Source organism: Jatrophihabitans sp. (assembly GCF_036388195.1).
Classification (GTDB): domain Bacteria; phylum Actinomycetota; class Actinomycetes; order Mycobacteriales; family Jatrophihabitantaceae; genus Jatrophihabitans_A.
In genome coordinates, this window is sequence record NZ_DASVSG010000089.1 from 18,247 (window position 1) to 37,948 (window position 19,702).

Consider the following 19,702-nt stretch of genomic DNA (forward strand, 5'->3'; position numbering starts at 1 on the left):
AGGGTTAGGACGTGAGCCGGGTCGGGCCGAGCCGCAGGGCGGCCGGGGCAGCGGCCGGCACCGCGGGACGGACCGGTGGCACCGGGTCCAGCCGGCGATAGGGCTGGCCCAGCGGCGGGCGCGGATCGGGCTCGCCGCTGTTGGGCCAGAGCGCCACGGCCCGCTCGGCCAGCGCGGTGATCGACAGCGACGGGTTGACGCCCAGGTTGGCCGACAGCGCCGAGCCGTCCACCACATGCAGGCCGCCGTAGCCGTAGAGCCGGTGATAGGGGTCGATCACCCCGGTCTCGGCGGAGTCGGAGATCGGGCAGCCGCCGATGAAGTGGGCGGTCATCGGCACGTTGAACAGGTCGCCCCAGGTGCCGCCCGGCGCCCCGCCGATGTTGTCGGCCAGCTGGCGGGCGGCCTGGTTGGCCACCGGGATCCAGGACGGGTTGGGCTCCCCGATGCCCTGGGTCGAGGTCAGCTTCGGACGTCCGAGCCGGCGCTTGCGCAGCCGCACGGTGATCGAGTTGTCCAGCGACTGCATCACCAGCAGGATGATGGTCCGCTCCGACCAGTGCCGGGGCACCACCGTCCGCAGGATGACCTTCGGATTGCGCGCTGCCACCTGGAGCCATTGCCGGAGCCGGCTGCCTGGGCTGCCGCCCTCGGTGAGCGCGGTGCTCAGCAGCCCCATCGCGTTGCTGCCCCGGCCGTAGCGGACCGGCTCGATATGGGTGTCGGGGTCCGGGTGCCAGGACGAGGTGATGGCGACGCCCCGGGTGTAGTCGGCGCGGGGGTCGTCGGTGACGGCGCCGAGCAGGGCTTCGGAGTTCGTCCGGGTCAGCTGCCCCAGCCGGGCGGAGATCCTGGGCAGCGTGCTGGCCCGCAGCTGGTGCAGCAGCTTCTGGGTGTTGTAGGCCCCGGCCGAGAACACCACCTGCTGAGCGGTGTACTCCCGGCTGTCGCGGCGGGGACGCCAGCTGCCGGTGGCCGTCGCGGTGACCAGGTAGCCACCGCCGGTGGCCGGCCGGACGCCGGTCACGGTGGTCAGCGGGTGGACGGTGGCGCCGGCCCGCTCGGCCAGCGCCAGGTAGTTCGTGGTCAGGGTGTTCTTGGCTCCGTGCCGGCACCCGGTCATGCACTCGCCGCACTCGATGCAGCCGGTGCGCTCGGGCCCGGCGCCGCCGAAGAACGGGTCCGGCACCCGCTGGCCGGGCTCCTTGCGGCCGTCCCTGCCGAAGAACACCCCGACCGGGGTCGGGCCGAAGGTGTCGCCCTTGCCGAACTGCTCGGCCAGCCGCTTCATCTCGACATCCGCGGGTGTGATGGTGGGATTGGCCACCACCCCCAGCATCTTCTTCGCCTGGGCGTAGCAGGGCGCCAGCTCCGAACGCCAGTCGGTGATGTGCGCCCACTGGGGATCGGAGTAGAACGGCTCGGGCGGCTCGTACAGGGTGTTGGCGTAGTTCAGCGACCCGCCGCCGACGCCGGCCCCGGCCAGGATCACCACGTTCTTGAGCAGGTGGATCCGCTGGATGCCGGTCAGGCCGAGCCTCGGCGCCCAGAGGAAGTTGGCCAGGTCCCAGGAGGTCCGGGGCAGCGTGTCCGCGTCGAAGCGGCGGCCGGCCTCGAGCACGCCGACCCGGTAGCCCTTCTCGGTCAGGCGCAGCGCCGTCACGCTGCCCCCGAACCCCGACCCGATCACCAGCACGTCGAAGTCGAAGGCCTGCGCGGACGGGTTCAGCTCCGCCTGTGTGACTGCCATGTGCTGATTCCTTAACACCTATTGCATAGATAAATTGTCTACGCGCGTCTATTCCGCGGGCTCACCGGCTACCGCGGCCCACTGGACGGTCAATTCGCCGAGCCGGTGGCGCCGCGGAGTGCTCAATACCGGCCAGTCTGCAGTCATGGTGGCGGCCATTGCCTGCCAGCGCTGCCGTGGCCCGAACGCGGCCAGCGGAGCGTGCAGGTCCCAGGCAGCGTCCATCGCCCGCAGCAGCCGGTGGATCGGCTCACCCGGCACGTTGCGATGGATCAGCGCCTTGACCAGCCGATCGGCGACCTCCGAGGGTCGCCGAAGGTGCTCCAGCCGGCAGCTCAGGGTCAGGCTCCGCGGGCCGTCGGCGTCCAGCAGCACCCAGCTGGCCCGCCTGCCCAGCTCGTCGCTGGTGCCCTCGACGATCACGCCGCCGGGCGCCAGCTGCCGTTGCATCCGCTGCCACGCGTCGGCCACCGCGGCCGGCGGGTACTGCCGCAGCACGTTCGCCGCCCGGACCAGAACCGGATGCCGGCCGGCCAGCTCGAAACCGCCCAGCCCGAAGCTCAGCCCGGGCCCGCTTGCCGGCTGGGCGGCGGCCACCCGCTCGGGGTCGATCTCCAGGCCGAGCACCTCGACGTCGGGCCGGCTCCGGCGCAGCCTGCCCAGCAGCTCCACGGCGGTGACCGGGCTGTGGCCGAAGCCGAGATCGATCACCAGCGGCACGGCCGCCCGGCGCAGCGGCTCGGCGAGCTCGGCTGCGATCCAGTTGTCCATCCGGCGCAGCCGATTCGGATTGGTGGTGCCCCGGGTCGGCATCCCCAGGGCCCTGGCCCGGCCGGCTGCCAGCCGGGGCTGCTTGGTCACGAGCGCCGATTCTTCCCGATCCTCGGGCTTGCGGCGCGTCCTGGGCGCTGCCGCGGAACACCTAAACTTGATTGCTGTGCCTACCACCCTTGCCGAGCTGACGACGCTGCGGTTGGGAGGCCCCGCCGGCCGGGTCGAGGTAGCTGCCAGCAGCGACGAGCTGGTGCGGCTGGTGGCGGCCGCGGATGCCGCGGGGGAGCCGGTCCTGCTGGTCGGCGGCGGGTCGAACCTGGTGGTGGGGGACGCCGGCTGGCCGGGGCTGGTGATCCGGGTCGCCTCGGACACGATCAGCCGGGAGGAGTCCGACGGCGCACAGCTCGTCACCGTCGCCGCCGGGGTTCCCTGGGACGATCTGGTGGCCGCGACCGTCGCCGACGGGCTCGCCGGGCTGGAGACCATGTCGGGCATCCCCGGATCGACCGGGGCGACGCCGGTGCAGAACGTCGGCGCCTATGGCTCCGAGGTGGCCGACGTGCTCACCGGCCTGCGGGTCTATGACCGGCTGGAACGGATGGTGCAACCCTGGGGGCCGGAGCGGTGCGAGTTCGGCTTCCGCACCTCGGCGTTCAAGCACACCGACCGCTTCGTGGTGCTGGATGTGACCTTCCGGCTGACGCGCAGCCCGCTGTCCGCACCGGTCCGGTACCTGGAGCTGGCCCGCCGGCTGGGCATCGAGCCGGGCCAGAGCGCCCCGCTTGCCGACGTCCGCGACACCGTGCTGGACCTTCGTCGTTCCAAGGGCATGGTGCTGGATGAGGCCGACCACGACAGCTGGAGCGTCGGGTCGTTCTTCGTCAACCCGTTGCTGGACGAGGTGCCGGCCGCGGCCGAGGGCTGCCCCCGCTGGCAGACCGACGGCCGGACCAAGCTATCGGCCGCCTGGCTCATCGAGCAGGCCGGTTTCTGCCGGGGCTGGGGCCTGGATCGCGGCCGCGGCACGGTGTCGGTCTCGACCAAGCACACCCTGGCCCTGACCAATCGCGGCGGGGCCACCACGGCGGAGTTGCTGGAGCTTGCCGCCGAGATCCGGGACGGCGTCCAGGCCAGATTCGGCATCCGGCTCGGGCCAGAGGCGCACCTGAGGAATTGTGCTTTCTAAACTATCCGATACGGTGCGTATGTGGGCCGTCGACCGGCTAACGTATTAAGCCACATCGGACACCACGAATTGCGAGGATCGGGTTGGCCAGCGATCGCGTAACCTTCGCTGCTGTCCTCCGAATTCCCGAATTCCGAGTGCTGTGGGTGGCTGACGCCCAGTCGGCGATCGGAGACCAGCTCGCCCGGGTCGCGCTCTCGGTGCTGGTGTTCGAGCGAACCGCCTCCGCACTGCTCACCGCCCTTGCCTACGCCCTGACCTTCGTGCCGGCGATGCTCGGCGGGGTGCTGCTGTCCGGGCTTGCCGACCGGCTGCCCCGGCGCCAGGTGATGATCGGCTGCGACCTGATCCGGGCCGTGCTGCTGGGATGCATGGCCATCCCACGGGTGCCGATCTGGCTGCTCTGCTCGCTGCTGGTGGTGGCCGTGCTGACCGAAGCCCCGTTCATGGCGGCGGAGTCCTCGCTGATGCCGATCATCCTGGACGGCGAGTACTACATCGTGGGCACCGGCCTGCGCACCATCACCAACCAGGTGGCCCAGCTGGCCGGCTTCGCAGGTGGCGGCCTGGTCATCGCGCTGATCGGCGCCCGGGCCGGCCTTGCCCTCGACGCGGCGACCTTCGCGTTGTCGGCGGTGTTGATCAGGCTCGCGGTCAAGGCCCGGCCGGCGGCGATCGCCGAACCCTCGGCGCAGCACAGCGTCGGCCCGGGCGTCCTGAGTGGGGTGGTCTCGGGCCTGCGGCTGATCTTCCACGACCCGAGGCTGCGTATCCTGCTCGGGCTGTCCTGGCTGGCGGGCCTGTATGTGGTGCCCGAAGGGGTGGCCGCCCCCTACGCCTACGACCTCGACCACGGCGCCGTCGCCACCGGCCTGCTGATGGCCTCGATGCCGGCCGGCACCGCGCTCGGTACGTACCTGTGGGTTCGGTTCGTCCCCACCGAGCAGCGTCCGCGCTGGATGGGGCCGATGGCTGCCGCGGTCGGGCTGCCGCTGGCGTTGTGCGGCCTGCATCCCAACCTGGTCCTGTCACTGGTGCTGTGGACGGTGGCTGGGCTGTTCTTCGGCTACCAGGTCCAGGTGATCACCGAGTTCGTCCGTACGGTGCCCGACCAGCAGCGCGGCCAGGCGATCGGCATCGCCTCGTCCGGGTTGCTGGCCGTGCAGGGATTCGGGATCCTGCTCGGCGGCGCGGTCGCCGGCCTGTGGGGAGTCAACGCAGCCGTCGCGAGCGCCGGCCTGCTGGGCACGGCGCTCGCCGTGGGCCTGTCCTGGAGTTGGCATCGCGCCAGTCCGGCGCGGCTGCATCCACAAGTGGCGGAACCGATCCGGCTGGCGGCGTCGGTCGAGGACCGGGTGGCCGAGGACCGGGTGGCCGAGGAGCGGGTGGCCGGGGATCTGGTGGCCGGGGATCTGGTGGCGAAGGATGTGGTGGCCGAGAACCGGGTGGCCGAGGACCGATCCTCGGCCTGAGACCGGTTCGGTTCCGGCCGGCGCGGTTGGGCTTTCCGGGGGATTCTGCGGGGCTTCCTCGGGGGTTCTGTGGGGGCGTCCTCAGGGGTTAGCGGGACGGCTTGCCGGGGATCAGGACCAGCGCCAGTTGCGGAGCAAGGTGGACCCTCCTTCGGGGTAGCTGGGACGATGAGCTGTTGATCAGGGCCAGCGCCAGGGTCGATCACGCGACCTTTCCTATGACCTCAATCGGATGGGCTGCCCATTGGTTTAGGGCCAGCGCCAGTTATCGAGCATGTCCGCGCCTCCTTTCCACGGCTTTAGGGTGATTAGGTGGAGGTATCAGCTAGTATCCGGGGATTCTCTGCATATGAGCAGTTGTCAGGATGACAACCGGACGGCGATCCACTAGCTTTCGATGCAGGAACAACCGGGTGGGGTGTATGTCTCGAACAGCACGCGGCACACCGATATCGCCGCTGGCCAGGGTCCGCTCGTGGGACCTGTGGGCCACCCCGCGGGCGATGTTGGCTTTCGTGCTCGCGGTCGACGCCCTGATGTTCCTAGTGTCTTTGTGTCTCATAATCAACACTGAGCCTGTTGTCTCGGATGTTGCCCGGCTCGGGATCTTGCTCGCGTTGTGGGTTGTTTTCGAGGAGATCTCGAATCGAATTGCCCGCTTACGGGTGAGATTGGCAGCATACGGCCACGTCGATATGACCTCGGTGTGGACGTTCGCCGGGGCGCTGGTCCTGCCGCCGGCCCTCGCTGTGCTGCTCTGTGTGGTCGTGCTCGGTTATGCCTGGATCCGCCACGAACGGCATAGTGGCATGCGGGCGTACCGGCAGGTGTTCGGCGCCGCCGTGGTGATCGCCTCATGCCTGACCTCCCGGCTCGTGCTGAACCTCTTCACCACCGGGATCGACGAGTCGGCGCAGGCGTTCCGGGCCATCTTCGCCGTCGTGGTGGCCATGCTGGTCTACGCGACCGTCAACTTCGTCGTCCTGTTCCTGGCCATCTACCTGGCGGTCCGCCCGGTGAAGCTCGGCGACCTGCTGGAGAACCGGCAGGACGTGACGCTGGAGTTCGCGACCCTGTGCCTCGGTGGGCTGACCGCGCTGGCGCTGGCGTACCAGCCGCTGTGGAGCGTGCTGGTGGTGCCGCCGCTGTTCGTCCTGCAGCGCAGCGTGCTCACCAAGCAACTGGAGATCGCGGCCACCACCGACGCCAAGACCGGGCTGCTCAACGCCGCGGCCTGGCAGCACATGGCGCAGCGCGAGCTGGCCCGGGCGCATCGGGAGCACGAGTCCGCCGCCCTGCTCATCATCGACATGGACAACTTCAAGCTGGTCAACGACACCCACGGCCACATCGCCGGTGACGCCGTGCTCCGGGCGGTGGCCGACAGCCTGGTCCACGAGCTGCGCCAGTACGACGCGATCGGCCGCTTCGGCGGCGAGGAGTTCGTCGCGGTCCTCTGCGGGGTGGACGAGCTGACCGCGGTCGGCATCTCCGAGCGGGTCCGGCAGCAGATCCAACTGCTCCAGGTGGCCGCCCCGGTGCAGGGGCAGCCGCCGATGACGGGATTGTCGGCCTCGATCGGGATCAGCTGCTATCCCGAGCACGGCGCCGAGCTGGAGGACCTGCTGCACGCCGCGGACTCCGCGCTGTACGCGGCCAAGCGGGCCGGCCGCAATCGTGTCGTGGTGTGCCCGCTGTAGGGAACACGGAGCACACCTTGGTTGCCATTCAGCCACTGTGTGAGATCTGGCCCGTCCCGCTCGGTGAATCTGGCTCCTATTCTGTGTTCGAATGAGCACCTGGTGTATCCGGTGGCCGGTTCAACGGCTACCGTGTCACCGAAGGTGAGGTAGATCCAGAACGTGTCAAATGTCCAGGCCCCCTCGCGCGTCACGTTTGTCGATGTGCTGCGGTTTCCTGAGTTCCGGGTGCTCTGGCTCGCCGATGCCCAGTCGATGGCCGGCGACCAGCTTGCTCGGGTCGCTCTGTCGGTGCTGGTGTTCGAACGGACCGCGTCGGCGCTGCTGACCGCGGTGACCTATGCCTTGACCTTCCTGCCCGCGCTGATCGGTGGCGCCCTGCTGGCCGGGCTTGCCGACCGGATGCCCCGCCGCCGGGTGTTGATCGCCGGGGACCTGATGCGCGCGGTGCTGCTCGCGATGATGGCGATCCCGGGAACGTCGCTCTGGCTGGTCTGCGCCCTGCTGGTGCTCGTGGTGCTCGTCGGCTCGCCGTTCAGCGCCGCGGAGTCCGCGCTGCTTCCCGAGATCCTGCCCGGTGAGACCTACATCGTCGGGACGGGTCTGCGGACCATCACCAACCAGCTGGCGCAGCTGGGCGGATTCGCCTTCGGCGGGATCGCGGTGGCGACGATCGGCGCCCGGGCCAGTCTCGCCATCGACGCGTTCACCTTCGCGGTATCGGCGTTGCTGATCACTCTCGGCGTTCGCCGCCGGCCTGCGCCGGCCAGGCAGTCCGGCGACGGCGAGCCGAGCTACCTGGCCTCGGTCACCGCCGGCGCCAAGCTGGTCGCCAAGACCCCGAAGCTGCGGACGCTGCTCGGATTCTCCTGGCTGCTGGGCCTCTACGTGGTTCCCGAGGGAGTGGCGCCGCCGTATGCGCACTCACTCGGCGCCGGCGCCGCCGGTGTCGGGCTGCTGATGGCTGCCTGCCCGACCGGCACCGCCATCGGCACCTACCTGTTCATCAGGCTGGTGCCGAGCGCGTCCCGGCCGGCCTGGATGCCCCCCCTCGCGATCATCGGCGGCCTGCCGCTGGTGGTCTGCTGGCTGCGTCCGGGAATCGCGGTGTCCATCGTGCTCTGGGCGATCAGCGGCGCCGCCACTGCGTATCAGGTCCAGGTCGTCACCGAGTACATCCGCGCCATCCCGGACAACAGGCGGGCCCAAGCGGTCGGCGTCGCCGCGTCGGGCCTGCTTGCTGCCCAGGGAATCGGGATCCTGCTGGGAGGGATAGTGGCGAGCCGGTTCGGGGCTGCCTCGGCGGTGGGCCTGGCGGGCGGAGTAGCGGCGGGGCTCGCGGTGTGGTTCACCGTGCTCTGGGCCAGGGTGAGTAGCCAGAGCTGATCGGCGCCGTCCGGGCGCAGCTTTCCGCAAGCGATTACCAGCTGTGGTTGTCCATGGGGGAGCCTCTTCGTTCGGTCGGGGCCAGGCGCAGTGGGGTCGGGCTACTACCAGCTGTGGTTGTTCATGACGGGGGCGCCCTTTCGTTCGTGGGTCCGGACGGGGCGCTCAGTCAGGGCGGGCTGCCAGTTGTGGTTGTTCACGTGGGGCCTGCTTTCGGGGGTTTGATCGGCGGCCGGGGAGATCTCCCAAGACATCCGCCAGATCTTTTTTGGCTGGGACGTATTTTTTCGACCTGCGCCGAGCTCTACCTACCGTGGTTGTACATTTTTATCCTCCTTGCCTGAGTTATGCGCATATAAGATTACTGTGAGCATCCTGCCACAGAACTGCTGCAAGGTCATGGCCAGACAAGGCAGGAGGTAAGTTGCCAGTCCGGCCATAAGTGCGCTATAGGGCGCCGTGGTCACAGATCTTACGTAGGTCGGTCGCTCTCTGTCACCCATCTGCCGCCTCCGGCCGATACGGTGACACACTGCTACGAAGCCGTTACTGTGAAGGCTCGCAGCACGCGATTGGTCTGGAGTACAAACGGGATGACGGTGGCTCTGCCGGAACCGGGGAAGCGCAGCAAGCTGGCGCCCCGGTCCTGGGAGCTGTGGTCACTGCCCAACGATCTCCTGCGGTACCTGTTGCTTGCCGAGCTGGCGGCCGTCGTCTGGACGGTCGCCGCCGTGGTGACCCAGACGGTGGACCGTACGGATCTGATGCGGTTCGGGATGCTGGCCGCCCTGTTCGCCGCCTTCCAGCTGATCTCCCCGCGCATCGAGCGGATGCGGATCCGGATGGCTGACAGCCATCGGGTCGACATGACCTCGGTCTGGACCTTCGCTGGCGTCATCGCCCTGCCCCCGGGCTTGTCGGCTCTGCTGGCGCTGTTGATCGCGCTGGCCATGTCCGTGCTCCGGCTGCGCGCCGGCGTTCGCCTGTACCGCCAGGCATTCAACGCCGCGAACGTGGTGCTGCCCTGCCTCACCAGCTCCGCGGTGCTGCACATGACCACGTCGCACCTGGACGGCATGTCCGGCAGCGCCAGCGAAGCCGCGATCGTGCTGCTGACCATGGTCATCTACACCGCGGTCAACACCACCATGACCGCCGGAGCCATCTTCCTCGCGGCGCGGCCGCTGCCGGTCCGCGCGCTGTTCGGCACCGCCGAGGAGAACGGCCTCGAGGTGGCGACCCTGTGCCTGGGTGGCATGACCGCGCTGACGGTGATGTACACGCCGTGGCTGACCGCCCTCAGCATCGTCCCGATGGTGGTCCTGCAACGGGGCGCGCTGATCAAGCAGCTCGAAGTGGCCGCCACCACCGACCCGAAGACCGGGCTGCTCAACGCCGTGGCCTGGCGCCAGGTCGCGCAGAAGGAGCTGGCCCGTGCTGCCCGGGACCGGCACACCGTGGCGGTGATGATCATCGATATGGACCGGTTCAAGGAAGTCAACGACACCCACGGGCACCTGGTCGGCGATGCCGTCCTGGTCGCGGTCGCCGAACGGCTGACCGCTGAGCTGCGCCAGTACGACAGCATCGGCCGATTCGGCGGTGAGGAGTTCGTCGCGATCCTGCCCGAGGTCGACCTGGCCACCGCACGGGCCGTCAGCGACCGGATCCTGGCCAGGGTGCGCGAGCTCGAGGTCTTCAGCCCGGACGCGCCGGCGGTGCCGCTCGGCGGCTTCTCCGCGTCGATCGGCCTGGCGCTCTACCCGGACAGCGCCGGCGACGTCGAGAGCCTGTTGCACGTGGCTGACAGCGCGTTGTACGCGGCCAAGAGCGCCGGCCGCGACCGGGTGGAATCCGTCACCCTCTGACGGCTCTGGTGCTCGGACGGGCTCTGCTTGCTCGGACGGCTTTGCTTGCTCGGACGGCTTTGCTCTGACGGGGGTTCAGCCGCGTGAGGCGGTCAGCGGCGCCGGTCGAGCTTGTACGGGGCGGCCTGGGCCAGCGGCTTGACCACTGCCAGGTCGATGTTCACGTGCGCCGGCCGGGTGGCCACGAAGGTGATCACGTCCGCCACGTCCTCGGCGGTCAGCGGCTCGGCGACCCCGTCGTAGACCGCGGCGGCGCGGGCGGCGTCGCCGCGGAAGCGCACCAGTGAGAACTCCTCGGTGGCGACCAGGCCGGGCGCGACCTCCGACACCCGGATCGGTCGGCCGTTCAGCTCCAGCCGCAGAGTCTCCATCATCGCGCGGGCGGCGTACTTGGCTGCCGAGTAGCCGGCCCCGCCCTCGTAGACCGAGTAGCCGGCGATCGAGCCGGTGAGCACGATATGGCCGCCGGAACCGGCCTCCAGCGCCGGCAACAGGGACTGGGTCACCCGCATCGCGCCCAGCACGTTGGTCTGGAACATGGTCAGCCAGTCCGCCGGATCGGCCTCGGCGACCGGTTCCAGCCCGACCGCCCCGCCGGCGTTGTTCACCAGCAATGCCAGGCCATCGCGCTCGGCGTTCACCCGGGCGGTCAGCTCGGCCACCGAGTCCGCCGACGTGACATCGAGGGTGACCGCGGTGATCGCCGGGCTGGCGGCCGCCACCTCCGCGAGCCGGTCCACCCGCCGGGCGCACGCCCACACGGTGAAGCCGGCCGAGGCGAGCTGCCGGGCGGTCGCCGCGCCGATCCCGCTGGACGCCCCGGTCACCACTGCCAGTCCGCGCGAGGTTGCCATGGCTCCATTCTCACCGATCTGGGCAGGTGCGGCATGATCGGGGGTGGTTCGGTGTTGTGGGTCGACAGAGCTGGGCCAGGCAGCGGCGAACCAGGGGGCGATGTGCGACAGGGCGTGCGACGCGAGATGTCAGCGCGGGTAGCAAGGCACGGCACATTGCCGAAACGGGTAGCCACCCTCAGCGTGCACACCTCACCTCTGGAACAGCCGGGCGGCGGCGATGCCGGCGGCATGAACGTCTACATCCTGGAGACGGCGCGCCGGCTGGCCGACTCCGGCGTCGAGGTGGAGATCTTCACCCGGGCCACCTCCTCCGGGCTGCCCCGGGTGGTCGAGGTCGAGCCGGGGGTGATCGTCCGGCATGTGACGGCCGGGCCCTTCGAGGGACTGTCGAAGCAGGACCTGCCGGGCCAGCTGTGTGCCTTCACCGCGGCGGTGCTGCGGGCCGAGGCCCAGCACGAGCCGGGTTGGTACGACGTCGTGCACTCGCACTACTGGCTGTCCGGCCAGGTCGGGTGGCTGGCGCGGGAACGGTGGGGCGTCCCGCTGGTGCACACCGCCCACACGCTGGCCCGGACCAAGAACGCGTACCTGGCCGCCGGCGATGCCCCCGAGCCGCTGGCCCGGATCGTGGGCGAGCAGCAGGTGGTCGCGGAGGCGGACCGGCTGATCGCCAACACCGAGGACGAGGCCAAGGAGCTGATCAACTGGTACGACGCCGACCCCACCCGCATCGTGACCGTCCCGCCCGGCGTGGATCTGGACATCTTCCGTCCCCGGGTGGCCCGGCCAGCCCGCGACCGGCTGGGCATCGCGCAGCACGCGCTGGTGCTGCTGTTCGTCGGGCGGTTGCAGCCGCTGAAGGCGCCGGACGTCCTGCTGCGGGCCGTGGCCCGGCTGGTCGAACTGGACCCGGAGCTCGCGCGGCGGCTGCAGGTGGTCATCGTGGGCGCGCCGAGCGGCTCGGGCGTCAATGACCCGCTGGCCCTGTCACGGCTGGCGTCGGAGCTGGGGATCGCCGACCGGGTGCGGTTCGAGCCGCCGGCTTCGCGGTCCCGGCTGGCGGACTTCTACACCGCGGCGGATCTGACGGTGGTGCCCAGCTACAACGAGTCCTTCGGCCTGGTGGCGCTGGAGTCCCAGGCGTGTGGTGTGCCGGTGGTGGCCGCGGGGGTGGGTGGCCTGCGGACCGCGGTGGCGGACGGCCGGACCGGGGCGCTGGTGGGCAGCCATCGCACCGAGGACTGGGCCGACGTCCTGGGTGGGTTGCTGCGCGCGCCCCAACGGCGGGCCGCGCTGGGTGTGGCTGCCCGGCTGCATGCCGAGCAGTTCTCCTGGCGGCACACCGCGGACGGCCTGCTGGCCGCGTACCGGGATGTGGTCGCCGACTTCGGATCGCTCGCGCTCACCGGCTCGGACTCGCGGTGACTGCTGGGTCGATGGGCAGGCCATGACCGCCGACCAGCCCGACTATGCCGACCAGCAAGGCCAAGCCGACCAGCAGGATCAAGCCGTCGCCGCGATCAGGCAGGCGCTCGCCGAGGCCGAGGTGGAGCACCAGGAGCCGCAGCCCGGCGCGTTCGTGGTGAACCTGCCCGGGCAGAAGCGGCTGAAGACCGCCTGTTGGCTGGTGGTCGGCAGCCAGGGGCTGGCGGTCGAGGCGTTCGTGGTGCGCAAGCCCGACGAGAACGTGGCCCAGGTGCACGGCTGGCTGCTCGCGCACAACGCCCGGATGTTCGGGGTGTACTGGTCGATCGACGACAGCGGCGACATCTACCTGACCGGCCGGTGGCCGCTGGCCGCGGTGACGCCGCAGTCGGTCGACCGGCTGCTCGGCGTGGTGCTCGACTATGCCGACTCGGCGTTCAACACGCTGCTGGAGCTGGGCTTCGGGTCCTCGATCAAGCGGGAATGGGCCTGGCGGGAGAGCCGGGGCGAGTCGATGGCCAACCTCGCCGCCTTCGAGGGCTTCGTCAAGCGCGCTCGCTGAGCGCCGGCAGTGACCTGGCAGGATTGGCTCCATGACCGCCACCCTCGTGCTGCTTCGTCATGGTGAGAGCGACTGGAATCGCAAGAACCTGTTCACCGGCTGGGTCGATGTCGACCTGACCCAAGCCGGCGTGGCCGAAGGCAAGCGGGCGGGGGAGCTGCTGCGCGAGCACGGGCTGGCGCCTGGGGTGGTGCACACGTCGCTGCTGCGCCGGGCGATCCGGACCGCGCAGATCGCGCTGGATACCGCCGACCGGCACTGGATCCCGGTGCGGCGCAGCTGGCGGCTCAATGAGCGCCACTACGGCGCGCTGCAGGGCAAGGACAAGGCGGCGGTGCGAGCCGAGTTCGGTGACGAGCAGTTCATGCTGTGGCGCCGGTCCTATGACGTGCCGCCACCGCCGTTGGCCAAGGACGACGAGTACAGCCAGGTCGGCGACGACCGCTATGCCGACCTGCTGACCACGGTGCCGCGTACCGAGTGCCTGGCCGACGTGGTGACCCGGATGCTGCCGTACTTCTACGACGCGATCGTCCCGGACCTGCGCAACGGCACCGTGCTGATCGCCGCGCACGGCAACTCGCTGCGGGCGATGATCAAGCACCTGGACGGGTTGAGCGACGATGCGGTGGTGTCGCTGAACGTCCCGACCGGGATTCCGCTGCGGTACGAGCTCGACGAGAAGACCATGCTGCCGGTGCGGCCCGGGGAGTACCTGGACCCGGCGGCCGCCGAGGCCGCCATCCAGGGAGTGGCCAACCAAGGTAGATGACTGTTTTTGCCTTATATTTAGAGGAAAACAGTGTTGTCTGCATCACATCCTTCATCTAGGGTGCAGTGATCAACGCTTGTTGATTTGATGTGAAGGTCGTGCTCGATGACAGCGAAGCAGTCGCGGTTCAGCTTTCTCACCCCAAGTGGAGCCCGACTCACGCTGGACAGCGCCGCGCTGCCTTTCGAGATCGAGACCATGGCAAGCCAGATCCGGTTCGCCGGAAGCTCCTACTCCAGGGGCTTCCAGGTCGGCGGGCCTAACTACCACGACAACTTGCAGCGCGATGTCATGCACGACGCGAAGCTGGTCGGGCGGTTGATGACGGCCGATCGCCGTGAGGTGCGGGTGTCGCGAAGCGAGGATGAGGACACCACTATCGCCACGCTGATCGGCGACCACCACGAGGTCATGACGGTGTTCCCCGGCCCCGCGCCTACGAATTCACGTGTGCTCGGGGTCTTCGACTCGGTCGACATCCGCGATTCTGCCGAGGGCATGACCGTGCGGCTTCGGTCGGGTTCGATGGTGTCGCTGTTCTCTGAGACAACGGTGATCATCTGCGCCGGCCTGGCTGACCTCAGCATCGCGGCAGCTTCGCCCAGCTCGCTGCCGAAGTGGCGTGGCTCCGCGACCCAGCATGGCCAGCTCTGGCGCAATGCCAACCGGCCGGACCGGGCCGGCTTGTCGGCCGCCCGGCGCGCGGACTATCTGCTCGCCTTTCCCCGTGCGCTCGTCGAGCTGGTACCTGCGCCGCGTGGAGTGCCGGACGACGTCCTGCTGGACTGGACCGACGGGCTGCGCATCGACTGGCAGCACGCCGCGTGAGCATGCAGAGCGCGGTGCTCGGCGTGCTCTGTGCCGGGTTGCTGATCGTCTTCTGCGTTTGCGCGGCCCTGCTCCGCGAGATCATGGTGCTGCGCGAGCGCACTGACCGGTTGTCGCGGCTGCTCACCGAGCCACGACCCGGATCGCGTGCCGAGGACGCGCTGGCAGACGTCCGAGTCACCTGGATGTCGGGCGGCTGGCTGCTGGCCGTGGATTCGGGGTGCCCGCTGTGCCACGAAGTCGTCGAGGCGCTCGGCGCCCACGCCGGCGATGCGACGGTGCTGCTGACCTACGACAACCCCGGCGTGTGGGCGCCGCACTGGTCGGGCGAGGTCCGCGCCGACCGCGCGCTGTGGTCCGAACTCGCCCCGCTCACGCCGCCCACCTTGATGCACGTCGACACCTCAGGGCGGATCGACACGATCCGGCTACCGCTGAACGGCGCCGACGCACTATCCATCGTCACAGCAACCGCCGAGGCGGATAGGGGAGCGATCCATTATGCGTAGTTGGAGCCTGGCGGATGTCGCCGATGTCGAAGTTCCACCGGTAGTCACCACCCCAGCGGCGGCCGCCGTGGCTGCCCCGCGTCAGCCGCGAGCGGCGATCTCGCGCCGGACGGTCCTGCAGGCGCTCACGCTGTCGGCCGCGACCATCGGCTGGACGGCCGTCGGGTGGACGTTGCCCTCTGCTCAGCGCAAGGCCTACGCCGAGACGGGGCCGGGCGGCTTGACCGGGTGGAACTCCAACACCTGCGCAGACGCTTACCCGAGCGGCTACGGCGAGCAGGCGTCCACTGATGGCAGCGGCTACCCCGCCGCCTGCTACGGCAGCAGCAGGATCGGTCCCGCGTGGTGCTCCAGCGGCTGGTTCAAGAGCGGCACGTTCAACGTCTACAACGGCCACGACTATTACACCCCGATCTCCACAGCCTGCGGCGCGTCGACCACCAAGAAGAACGCCTGGCGGTGGAGCACGGGTGGGCACATCTACCGTTGTTCTGACGGCAACTACAGCTACGACCGGCTCGGCGGCGCGCGTCAGGGACCCTACTTCGCGGTCTGCCAGTACCGGGTCAGTTAGGCGGGGGCTTTGGCTGCTCCCAAGCTCGGTGATCGCCGCCCCGGGGCGGCGCTGCACCCGTGGTCGGGGGTGTCGCTGCTGACATTGCTGGCCGGCTGCGCCTTGCTGCTGGCAGCCACGGCCGGCAGCCAGCCGCTCTTGTGGCTGATGATGGGGGCCATCGCGGGCTTCGCCGTCAGCGGGTCGACGTGAAGCCGCAACTCGGCCTTCGTGCTGAGCTCGCCGGTCTGGCGAGGAGGACCTGAAGCGGCGCTGGGCGCCGGCCTGCTGGTGGGTGCCGTCGTCAGCGCCGCCGGCGTGCTGGTGCTCGGCTCGCTGATTCGCTGGGCGGCATTCGGCTTCGGCTGGCTGGTGGTCTACGGCGCCTGCGGCGTGCTGCTGCTGCGCGAATTCAGGGTCGTCAGCTTTGCGCTCCCCCAGAACGCCCGGCTGATCCCGCACACCGTCTTCCGGCACGGGCCCTACCTGGGCTCGTTCGAGTTCGGCTTCGAGCTCGGCACCGGGATCCGCACCTATGTCACCAGCTCGTTGCCCTACGCGGTGGTGGTCGCGGTGGCACTGGTCAGCAGCCCGATCGGGGCGGTGTCGACCGGAGTCGGGTTCGGCCTGGGCCGGCTGCTGATGACGATGGCGGCTGTGCGTTACGACGATCCTGAGGATCGCTGGCCGTCCTGGTCAGATGCCTGGGACCGGTCGGCGGCGGCGTTGCAAGCGATGCTGTCGGGCGGCTTCGTCGCGCTGCTGGTGGCCGCGTTCCTGCTCGGCCGTTGACCTCCGCGACCGATGGCTGACGCTGTGTCGCTCACCGCCAGCGCGCTGATCCTGGGATGCGCGGTGACGCTGGCAGTGAGCGCGATCTGGAAGCTCAGGGCACCGGCGCAGTTCCGCGGCGTGCTGCGCGCCCACGCGATCATCGCGCCCCGCCGGGTGCCGGCCGTGGGGCGGCTGGTGCCCTTGGCCGAACTGGCGGCAGCGGCGGGATGCGCGGCAGTGCTCGGGCCGGACCTGAGGCAGGTGCTCCTCGTGGTGCGGCTGGGGGCGGCGCTGGCGGTGGCGCTGGCCGTCGCCTTCCTCTGCTACCTGGGCGTGCTCGCTCGCCGCCACGGTTTCTCCGGAATCGCCTGCGGCTGCACCGGCGCGCACGATCGATTCGGTCCGGTCAGCTTTCTGCGTGCGGCGGCACTGGGCCTGGCCGCGGGCTCAGCGTGGTTGACCGACCCGCTGGCAGGCGCCAGCAACCTGCGCTCCGGGCTGCTCTCGATCACGGTCGGCGCAGTGGTGCTGGGACTCGCGACCTGGTCGAGCACACGGGGCGCTGCCAGCCGCCGTTCGCGATGAGGCGGCGGTGCCTGCCTTGCTCGGGTCAGCTCCAGTCCCAGTGACGTGCCATCGAACACACCTCCTCTGCCGGTCAGACGGTCGTGCTCATCCCCGCTTGCTCAGTCCCAGTCCCAATGACGCGCCATTCGAGCACCTCCTTGTCACTTCCGTTGGCATGACGGATGCGCCAGCGGGCTTATCCCCAGTTCCAGTGACGCGCCATCCGAACACCTCCTTGTCACTTCCGTTGGCATGACGGCCGCCAGCGGGCTTAGCCCCAGTTCCAGGTACGCGTCATCGAACACACCTCCTTCGGGGGGCTGCTCGCGGGTGTGCGGCGAGCTTAGGCCCTCAGCGGTTTTGGGTGCCGGCTCTGACCACCGAACCGATCCCACTGCGGATCGTCCTCGAGCTGGGGTTCCTCGAACAGCGTCCCTGCCGCGCAGCCGAGCGCGGTCTCGATGGCGCGTGCGGTCGCCAGCGAGCAGCGCGTGCGGCGGCCGGTGACCAGATGGTTGACCGTGGCATGCCCGAGGCCGGCGACCCGGGCGAGTTGCCGCTCGGACATGCCGGTCGCCTCCAGGCAGATGATCAGCGCGTCGCGGCTTCGAAGTTGCACGGGGCGCTCACCTCCGGAGCAGATGACTGGCCGGCTACAACGATGCCGCGGGGCAGGCGGCGGTGGAGTGAGCGGGTAAGCCACCCCACCGCCTTCCCCCTGTCCCCCAACAGGACCCGCTGCGGTTCCCAGCCGCCTCGGGAGTCGAACCGAGCCTGCTGCTCGGTGATCGTGGGACGCGCGCGGCGACGACCCTCGGATCCGTTCGGGTGGTAGCCGATCCGTTCCCGGATGCCGGTGGGTAGCGGCAAACGCCGAGCATCAGCGCGTCTATCACTGACTGACTTAGAGGGCAGGAACAGAACGTGCACGGGCACGTCCAACGCTGAGGAGATGCGGCTGGCCAACTCGTCGGTGCAGGTGCTGCGACGGCCGGACAGCAGGTGCGAGATGAAGCTCTTGGAGCACTGCGCGGCCGATGCCAAGGCGCTCAGGGACAGGTTCTGCTGGCGCATCAGCGCCCGCAGTGTCTCGGCGCTTCGTAACCTCATCCAGCTTCTCCTCAGGGGGATCGGGCGTCGTTGGTGCCCTCAAATCGTCGCGTGCTAGCCGCATATCTGTCAAGTTGACATTGACAAACGTCGTGCAGTGATAGACACTCATTATCGCGATCACTGATATTTAGTTCGGAGAATCCGGGGCTAGGAAGGCTGGGTTACCTTTACCTTTGGTAGACGCCCGGAGCATCCCCGGGACCACCGCAGACGGCAGCGCGCCGCTCAGCAACGAGAGGGGTCGATCAACACCATGGTTGACCCACGTTCCGGGCAAGTGCCGACGATCGCGCAACTGGTCCGTCAGAAGCTTGCCACCGGCTTGACCCTGCGGCAACTGGAAGAGCGCTCGGGTGGCTCGGTGCCGTACCAGACCTTCGGCAAGATCAGCAAGGGTGACGTCAAGGGCTGGCCGAAGTCCCGGGCGGTCATCGAGGGCACCGCGAGCGCGCTCGGGGTCGACGCCCGTGAGGTGGTGCTGAGCTACGCGACCCAGTTCCAGATCGATGTGTCAGAGGATCGGTCGTTGCTGGCGTCGATGCTGCCGGCCTCGACCGGTGCGCTGACGATCGAGCAGGCCCAGGCGGTGGCGGGGCTGATCCGGGCGTTCACGGCGCCTTCTGACGCGGCCTCACCGGTCCCGGCGTCACCGGCCCAGGTCGGGTCGCTGGATATCTCGGGTTTCACGAGCGCCGAGCGGCGCCAGGTCACCGATCTGCTGCTGGAGCTGGGCAACCGGAGCAGGGCCGAGAAGTTAGAGGGCCAGACTGCGCTGGCGTCGGTGCTGTCGTTCCTTGAAGGTGTTCTGATGTCGGCCATCGAAGAGACCGGGGAAGCCGAAAGCGACTAGCGAGCCAGCCGCCTTACCAACTTCGGTCGACGCCTGCCGCGGCACGCCGAGCCATCAGATCGGACATGGCCTCGATCAGCAGCCCCTCTAGCTCGGAGTCATCCGTGGTCGCGCAACCGAGCGCCGCCTTGATGCCGGAGTTGGCGAGGTCGGCCCGGAAGCCGGCGCTGAGGAAGCGGCCTGCTTGGGCCCGGCCGACCGGAATCAGCACCACGATCTGGCGGGTGCCATACCGGCCAAGCAGGTCCGACGGGCTGAGGCCGGACTCGATGGACTCGAGGATCTGGCGCTCCTGGCCGGCCTCATCAGGATCGATCATGAGCAAGGCGACGTGGCCGTGGGTGTCGTGGAGCTTCTGCTGCGCTTGCACCCGCCAGGCGGTCTCTGACCACAATCCCGTCTCGGCGTCGAAGGCATCCTCGGTCTTGACGGTTTCGCGCAGCGACCAACGGTGGACGAGTAGGACCGCGGGGACGACCAGGATTCCGAGTGCGACATGCCAGCTGAGGAGCCCGGCAAGAGCTACGCCCAAGCACTGAGTAGAAATCTCAACTGCGTGCGCGGAGGGCTTGGTAAACATCCGAAGCACATGCGTTTGTCGAGCCAGGACCAACACAATAACTGTGGACGCAATGTCAATAATAGAGTATGTAAGTAATGCGAGTCCAATTCCCAGGCCGCCGCCAAATGTATGAACGACAGCCGATGCGGTTAAGCCTGCGGCAACTGCCGATCCACAGCTATAGAGGTATCTCA

General features: G+C 69.1%; 21 protein-coding genes. 15 read left to right on the top strand and 6 right to left on the bottom strand.

The window, feature by feature from the left end; all coding sequences use genetic code 11:
- Nucleotides 1-4: 4 nt before the first annotated feature.
- Together VF612_RS09450 and VF612_RS09455 are read right to left on the bottom strand one after the other, a co-directional pair.
- Nucleotides 5-1,750, bottom strand: coding sequence for an FAD-dependent oxidoreductase (locus VF612_RS09450; RefSeq protein WP_408659602.1), 1,746 nt, complete (start codon nt 1,748-1,750; stop codon nt 5-7).
- A gap of 48 nt (nt 1,751-1,798) precedes the next feature.
- A complete protein-coding gene (locus VF612_RS09455) occupies nt 1,799-2,563 on the bottom strand; it encodes a class I SAM-dependent methyltransferase (protein ID WP_408659622.1) in 765 nt (254 codons plus the stop codon).
- Between the two features lie 124 nt (nt 2,564-2,687).
- On the opposite strand from VF612_RS09455, the gene VF612_RS09460 reads away from it, so the two are divergent.
- The 5 genes from VF612_RS09460 to VF612_RS09480 all read left to right on the top strand — a co-directional run bounded on the left by VF612_RS09460 (nt 2,688) and on the right by VF612_RS09480 (nt 10,136).
- Nucleotides 2,688-3,710 carry a UDP-N-acetylmuramate dehydrogenase gene (locus VF612_RS09460; RefSeq protein WP_408659603.1) on the top strand — a complete coding sequence of 341 codons (1,023 nt, stop codon included), beginning with the start codon at nt 2,688-2,690 and terminating at the stop codon, nt 3,708-3,710.
- Nucleotides 3,711-3,793: 83 nt separating this feature from the next.
- Nucleotides 3,794-5,182 carry an MFS transporter gene (locus VF612_RS09465; protein WP_408659604.1) on the top strand — a complete coding sequence of 463 codons (1,389 nt, stop codon included), beginning with the start codon at nt 3,794-3,796 and terminating at the stop codon, nt 5,180-5,182.
- Between the two features lie 665 nt (nt 5,183-5,847).
- Nucleotides 5,848-6,882 (top strand): GGDEF domain-containing protein, encoded by a 1,035-nt coding sequence (locus VF612_RS09470; RefSeq protein ID WP_408659605.1) that lies wholly within the window; start codon nt 5,848-5,850, stop codon nt 6,880-6,882.
- Between the two features lie 204 nt (nt 6,883-7,086).
- Nucleotides 7,087-8,268: an MFS transporter gene (locus VF612_RS09475; RefSeq protein WP_408659606.1), complete on the top strand. Its 1,182-nt coding sequence runs from the start codon at nt 7,087-7,089 to the stop codon at nt 8,266-8,268.
- A gap of 593 nt (nt 8,269-8,861) precedes the next feature.
- Nucleotides 8,862-10,136 (top strand): GGDEF domain-containing protein, encoded by a 1,275-nt coding sequence (locus VF612_RS09480; protein WP_408659607.1) that lies wholly within the window; start codon nt 8,862-8,864, stop codon nt 10,134-10,136.
- Nucleotides 10,137-10,228: 92 nt separating this feature from the next.
- Here VF612_RS09480 and VF612_RS09485 read toward each other — a convergent pair whose 3' ends face one another.
- Nucleotides 10,229-10,990: an SDR family NAD(P)-dependent oxidoreductase gene (locus VF612_RS09485; protein ID WP_408659608.1), complete on the bottom strand. Its 762-nt coding sequence runs from the start codon at nt 10,988-10,990 to the stop codon at nt 10,229-10,231.
- Between the two features lie 126 nt (nt 10,991-11,116).
- On the opposite strand from VF612_RS09485, the gene mshA reads away from it, so the two are divergent.
- The 9 genes from mshA to VF612_RS09530 all read left to right on the top strand — a co-directional run bounded on the left by mshA (nt 11,117) and on the right by VF612_RS09530 (nt 17,001).
- Complete coding sequence (gene mshA, locus VF612_RS09490) at nt 11,117-12,418, top strand: D-inositol-3-phosphate glycosyltransferase (protein WP_408659609.1); 1,302 nt, start codon at nt 11,117-11,119, stop codon at nt 12,416-12,418.
- Between the two features lie 22 nt (nt 12,419-12,440).
- Nucleotides 12,441-12,980, top strand: a complete 540-nt coding sequence (locus VF612_RS09495; protein WP_408659610.1) for a YbjN domain-containing protein — start codon at nt 12,441-12,443, stop codon at nt 12,978-12,980.
- 31 nt (nt 12,981-13,011) lie between these two features.
- The gene (locus tag VF612_RS09500; protein WP_408659611.1) at nt 13,012-13,752 is read left to right on the top strand and encodes a phosphoglyceromutase; all 741 of its coding nucleotides are present in this window, start codon (nt 13,012-13,014) and stop codon (nt 13,750-13,752) included.
- Between the two features lie 105 nt (nt 13,753-13,857).
- Nucleotides 13,858-14,580 (top strand): hypothetical protein, encoded by a 723-nt coding sequence (locus VF612_RS09505; RefSeq protein ID WP_408659612.1) that lies wholly within the window; start codon nt 13,858-13,860, stop codon nt 14,578-14,580.
- Nucleotides 14,581-14,582: 2 nt separating this feature from the next.
- A complete protein-coding gene (locus VF612_RS09510; RefSeq protein ID WP_408659613.1) occupies nt 14,583-15,089 on the top strand; it encodes a hypothetical protein in 507 nt (168 codons plus the stop codon).
- Nucleotides 15,090-15,156: 67 nt separating this feature from the next.
- Entirely contained in the window at nt 15,157-15,663 is a 507-nt protein-coding gene (locus tag VF612_RS09515) for a hypothetical protein (protein ID WP_408659614.1), read from the top strand.
- Between the two features lie 9 nt (nt 15,664-15,672).
- Nucleotides 15,673-15,855: a hypothetical protein gene (locus VF612_RS09520; protein WP_408659615.1), complete on the top strand. Its 183-nt coding sequence runs from the start codon at nt 15,673-15,675 to the stop codon at nt 15,853-15,855.
- An 18-nt stretch (nt 15,856-15,873) separates the two neighbouring features.
- A complete protein-coding gene (locus tag VF612_RS09525) occupies nt 15,874-16,434 on the top strand; it encodes a hypothetical protein (protein ID WP_408659616.1) in 561 nt (186 codons plus the stop codon).
- Between the two features lie 12 nt (nt 16,435-16,446).
- Nucleotides 16,447-17,001, top strand: a complete 555-nt coding sequence (locus VF612_RS09530) for a MauE/DoxX family redox-associated membrane protein (RefSeq protein WP_408659617.1) — start codon at nt 16,447-16,449, stop codon at nt 16,999-17,001.
- 325 nt (nt 17,002-17,326) lie between these two features.
- Here the strand turns inward: VF612_RS09530 and VF612_RS09535 are convergent, their stop codons facing one another.
- Both VF612_RS09535 and VF612_RS09540 read right to left on the bottom strand, forming a co-directional pair.
- Nucleotides 17,327-17,602: a helix-turn-helix domain-containing protein gene (locus VF612_RS09535; protein WP_408659618.1), complete on the bottom strand. Its 276-nt coding sequence runs from the start codon at nt 17,600-17,602 to the stop codon at nt 17,327-17,329.
- A complete protein-coding gene (locus tag VF612_RS09540) occupies nt 17,575-18,093 on the bottom strand; it encodes a helix-turn-helix domain-containing protein (RefSeq protein ID WP_408659619.1) in 519 nt (172 codons plus the stop codon). Before VF612_RS09540 ends, VF612_RS09535 begins: the two co-directional genes overlap by 28 nt.
- A 280-nt stretch (nt 18,094-18,373) precedes the next feature.
- On the opposite strand from VF612_RS09540, the gene VF612_RS09545 reads away from it, so the two are divergent.
- Complete coding sequence (locus tag VF612_RS09545; protein ID WP_408659620.1) at nt 18,374-18,946, top strand: hypothetical protein; 573 nt, start codon at nt 18,374-18,376, stop codon at nt 18,944-18,946.
- A gap of 13 nt (nt 18,947-18,959) precedes the next feature.
- On the opposite strand, the gene VF612_RS09550 is transcribed toward VF612_RS09545, so the two are convergent.
- On the bottom strand, nt 18,960-19,526 hold the full coding sequence (locus VF612_RS09550; RefSeq protein ID WP_408659621.1) for a hypothetical protein: 567 nt from the start codon (nt 19,524-19,526) through the stop codon (nt 18,960-18,962).
- Nucleotides 19,527-19,702 lie beyond the last annotated feature (176 nt).

Coding starts and splice junctions, on each gene's coding strand:
- VF612_RS09450 (WP_408659602.1), bottom strand. CDS start 1,750: ATGGCAGTCACACAGGCGGAGCTGAACCCGTCCGCGCAGGCCTTCGAC.
- VF612_RS09455 (WP_408659622.1), bottom strand. CDS start 2,563: ATGCCGACCCGGGGCACCACCAATCCGAATCGGCTGCGCCGGATGGAC.
- VF612_RS09480 (WP_408659607.1), top strand. CDS start 8,862: ATGACGGTGGCTCTGCCGGAACCGGGGAAGCGCAGCAAGCTGGCGCCC.
- VF612_RS09485 (WP_408659608.1), bottom strand. CDS start 10,990: ATGGCAACCTCGCGCGGACTGGCAGTGGTGACCGGGGCGTCCAGCGGG.
- mshA (WP_408659609.1), top strand. CDS start 11,117: ATGTCAGCGCGGGTAGCAAGGCACGGCACATTGCCGAAACGGGTAGCC.
- VF612_RS09495 (WP_408659610.1), top strand. CDS start 12,441: ATGACCGCCGACCAGCCCGACTATGCCGACCAGCAAGGCCAAGCCGAC.
- VF612_RS09500 (WP_408659611.1), top strand. CDS start 13,012: ATGACCGCCACCCTCGTGCTGCTTCGTCATGGTGAGAGCGACTGGAAT.
- VF612_RS09505 (WP_408659612.1), top strand. CDS start 13,858: ATGACAGCGAAGCAGTCGCGGTTCAGCTTTCTCACCCCAAGTGGAGCC.
- VF612_RS09510 (WP_408659613.1), top strand. CDS start 14,583: ATGCAGAGCGCGGTGCTCGGCGTGCTCTGTGCCGGGTTGCTGATCGTC.
- VF612_RS09530 (WP_408659617.1), top strand. CDS start 16,447: ATGGCTGACGCTGTGTCGCTCACCGCCAGCGCGCTGATCCTGGGATGC.
- VF612_RS09540 (WP_408659619.1), bottom strand. CDS start 18,093: ATGAGGTTACGAAGCGCCGAGACACTGCGGGCGCTGATGCGCCAGCAG.
- VF612_RS09550 (WP_408659621.1), bottom strand. CDS start 19,526: ATGTTTACCAAGCCCTCCGCGCACGCAGTTGAGATTTCTACTCAGTGC.